At 44.8% G+C, this 3,250-nt stretch carries 6 protein-coding genes; all 6 read right to left on the bottom strand.

Translation table 11 applies throughout. The features are described from left to right. Positions 1 to 227: 227 nt before the first annotated feature. A complete protein-coding gene (locus V7D75_RS10555) occupies positions 228 to 404 on the bottom strand; it encodes a hypothetical protein (RefSeq protein ID WP_333614530.1) in 177 nt (58 codons plus the stop codon). After that, complete coding sequence (locus V7D75_RS10550; RefSeq protein ID WP_333614529.1) at positions 385 to 735, bottom strand: hypothetical protein; 351 nt, start codon at positions 733 to 735, stop codon at positions 385 to 387. The genes V7D75_RS10555 and V7D75_RS10550 overlap by 20 nt, the downstream gene beginning before the upstream one ends. 19 nt (positions 736 to 754) lie before the next feature. After that, positions 755 to 1,627, bottom strand: coding sequence for a glycoside hydrolase family 19 protein (locus tag V7D75_RS10545; protein WP_333614528.1), 873 nt, complete (start codon positions 1,625 to 1,627; stop codon positions 755 to 757). Further along, complete coding sequence (locus V7D75_RS10540) at positions 1,624 to 1,959, bottom strand: hypothetical protein (protein ID WP_333614527.1); 336 nt, start codon at positions 1,957 to 1,959, stop codon at positions 1,624 to 1,626. The genes V7D75_RS10545 and V7D75_RS10540 overlap by 4 nt, the downstream gene beginning before the upstream one ends. Beyond that, positions 1,956 to 2,522 carry a hypothetical protein gene (locus tag V7D75_RS10535; RefSeq protein ID WP_333614526.1) on the bottom strand — a complete coding sequence of 189 codons (567 nt, stop codon included), beginning with the start codon at positions 2,520 to 2,522 and terminating at the stop codon, positions 1,956 to 1,958. Before V7D75_RS10535 ends, V7D75_RS10540 begins: the two co-directional genes overlap by 4 nt. Before the next feature lie 25 nt (positions 2,523 to 2,547). Next, positions 2,548 to 3,250 (bottom strand): Gp49 family protein (locus V7D75_RS10530; RefSeq protein WP_333614525.1); only part of this gene is annotated, 703 nt, incomplete at its 5' end.

The raw sequence follows: 3,250 nt of genomic DNA, 5'->3' as shown, positions 1-3,250 counted from the left end.
CGTTCATTTGCGTTCATTTGCGTTCATTTGCGTTCATTTGCGTTCATTTGCGTTCTTGCGTTCTTGCGTTCATGAACGCAAATTTTTGGCAAATAAAAAAGCCCACCAAATTAATGATGGGCTTTATTAGCTTTTTCTGCGTTACTTTACTCGAGTTTTCGCACACGGCGGCAAAGCCTACAATGATATTATAGCAGCTAAACATAGCTAAACATAGCTAACTTTAGCTAATCAATTTTCACAGCCTCAACTAATGCGCCGTGACGCGCCTTACAGTCCTGATACTTGTTAGCGGTATCAACTGCCCATAAGGTGATATCTTTGCCACTGGTGCCAGCCAATACGCGCAAATCAGCGCATGGCTGCACTAAGTCTGCTGGCAAGTTATTTACTGGCTGCGGCACTATTAATTTCACGCAAGCCGTCTGCATCAATACAGTCAGTAAGATACACAGGCTGCTGCACAATTTTTTCAACTTCAACATACTGTATCTCCTGATTTTTATCTCTAATTGTTTTTTGCTCTTGGTATCGCTTTGACGCTTCTGCCATTTGTTTTTGCTGATCAGCGTTAAGTTTATTAAGCTTTTCTTGAAAAGTGGCGGTCGCATCGTTCACGCCAGCATCATATTGTCGAGATGCGTAGATACGTGCTGATAGGATTAAAACGATAATCGTGGTAATGACTAATATCGGTTTCCAAAACGCTTTGATAAACGCAAGTATGATAGGCATAGTGATTACTCTGTTTTAGTTAAAGATACCGCAAACACTTCTCAAGCGCTTGGCAAAAATCGGTATAACCATTCAAGCCGCCATTGACTGTTTGGCGGATAATACGAGCGCCGTAATTCATCTTATAGTCACGGGTTTCAACACCTTTGCTGTTTAGTGTGTTGAGCGTATAACCATTTGAGTAAGTATTAATCTTTTCGGCTTTCTCATTACAGCCATTGATACGCCAAAACTCCATCGCAGCGATGGCCGCATTTTCCATATCTTCAATCAGCTTAGGATTGTCACCAAACTTAATGCCGGTCATGTTTTGCAGAATGAAGTAATTAGCTCTAAAAGTGTTTTGGGTCCAGCCACCACCTCTATAATCCCAACCGTCATTGGTATTCGGTCTGTTACCATAGCGACCGCCATACAAGAAGTTCGCAACAGCGACCTGCCCTTTTGCCAGCAATGCCCTGGCATCTGCGACAGACTTAATCCGCGTAGGGAACACGGCTCGCAAGCGCTCAGGGCGATAATTAAAGCTCTCACGCTTAGCATTAAAGGCGCTTGACTCGTGAATGCAGTTGGCAATAAAGGCGCACATCTGCTTCTTGGTGACAATGCCGTACTGTGGCCCTAGTCTTAATAGCAGCTCTACCGCCGCTGGATTGACGCTTGAGTCTACTTTTTTAAGTGTTTCAATCGTCAAATTATAAGGCCGCTTGCCAGCATCAATCTCAACCTCTTTAACTGACAGCTCTAAGCGCTCGATAAGTTCGCCGCGAAACTTGTTATCAGTCATGGCCTGATTGGTGATATCGACCATCAGCTGTGACAGCTTAGTAGGCGCTAGATGCTCACGCAGTTTGGCAAAAATAGCAGTATCGGTAACGGCTTGGCTTGTCATAATGATTTACCTTTAATTCGTATTTTTTTAATCTTAACTTCTGGCGCATTGGGATCTAGCGTTTCCACCTGCTTTTTTAGCAGTGGCATACAGCACCACAAGCCAATTAGTACCAGCGCTCGACTGACCACGGTTAAACTGGTTGGCGCCAAGTCCTGAACGGTATCAGCCAAAAACAACATCACCCATACCACGCCAAGTAAAATCACACCTATTTGAATGCGAGCATTGCAACCTGTCTTGTACTTACCAAACCACCACACCCAGCTCCAGCCAATAATGCCAATGAGCGCAAGCAAGGTATTAAAAAACTCTAAGTTAAAGATGATCATTTATCACTCCTCCCGATAAACGCCATCAAGATACCTTTGAAGTAACCAAAGACAGACTTTATCATGTCAGGCGCAGAGCTATGAGCCTCTGTGTTAATAAGCGCCCATAATTTTTCGCCAGTAAAGAAGGCAATCACGTAATAGATAACCACCGAGCCAATGGCAGCAAAAAAACCTGCCGGCACAATAAGACTCCAGATAGTAACGTCAGGGTAGAAGGCCGGCACGATAAACAAAGTCACCAATATGCCAAACGACAAGCTATAAAACGGCTTGAGATAAGCACGTTTAAACTTACCGTCAATCGGCGTTTCTTGGTTCATGCCAGCAATGGTGCCAAAGATAAGCGCTATCACAAAGAACACTACGCCAAGCCAGTTGGGAACTGTGAAGCCGACTAATAGGTATGGGTCAGCCATTTGAAATAAGTACACGTTATTCTTTGGCACGACCTCAACAACCGACGGCGTGGTGATATCTGAGGCAGATAATGCGGCGGCTTTGGTGGCAACATAACCGCCCATTGCGATAATGCCATTGCCGAAGGCTGCTCTAATGGTCATTGATATGTCCTTTACTGCGTTTTATTTAAGCGAGGCACCAGTCTGTAGCGAGTGCGTCTGACTGGCTGATAGTCCATGGCACCACTTCGCTACTAGCAGTCTTCAAGGCGATATAAGCGCTATACGGAACCATATCATCAGGATATTCGCCTACCAGCACGCCTTTAGCGTTACGCTGTGCTGGATAACTTGCTGCTGGCACGATATAAACAAACATGCCTTTACCGTTCCAACCTTCACGTTGCACGCGCTCGCCAAGCTCCATTAAGTGCAAGGCTGTGCCAAAATCAACAAGGTCGCCTTCTTCGATAGGATGTTCGGTGCCGTCAAGCTCAACCCAAGTGCAATCACATAGCGAGCCGGTTTCATTTAGGCGTTTGACTTCATCTTCAGTTAATTCGTGATCAGAGTCTTGGGGTGCGGTACATTTAACTGGCAAGTCGCCCGTCTGATTCTCAAGCCATTCAGCACGACTATGCAAGCGCTCGGCCAACAAATAACCTTCAAGCTCCCATAGCTTTTCAATGGCGTTTTCGAGCGCGTATGTCTCGCCAAGTTCTTTGTTAAAGTTTTTCGCATCAACGCAAGAAGCTTCGCCAGTTACTTTAAAATTGCTTGGTAGAGTAATAACCGCTACCGTTAATTTATTGCCAAATACTGCATACTCAATTTTGCTTTTGGAAACCAAGCCATCTAACTGCTCTTTGGTTACTTTGTTATTTAGGTCT

The organism is Psychrobacter sp. (genome assembly GCF_036731945.1).
Taxonomy (GTDB): domain Bacteria; phylum Pseudomonadota; class Gammaproteobacteria; order Pseudomonadales; family Moraxellaceae; genus Psychrobacter.
Note: the sequence above shows the minus strand (reverse complement) of the source record. Positions and strands in the feature narration are given on the sequence as shown.

Coding starts and splice junctions, on each gene's coding strand:
- V7D75_RS10550 (WP_333614529.1), bottom strand. CDS start 735: ATGCCTATCATACTTGCGTTTATCAAAGCGTTTTGGAAACCGATATTA.
- V7D75_RS10545 (WP_333614528.1), bottom strand. CDS start 1,627: ATGACAAGCCAAGCCGTTACCGATACTGCTATTTTTGCCAAACTGCGT.
- V7D75_RS10540 (WP_333614527.1), bottom strand. CDS start 1,959: ATGATCATCTTTAACTTAGAGTTTTTTAATACCTTGCTTGCGCTCATT.
- V7D75_RS10535 (WP_333614526.1), bottom strand. CDS start 2,522: ATGACCATTAGAGCAGCCTTCGGCAATGGCATTATCGCAATGGGCGGT.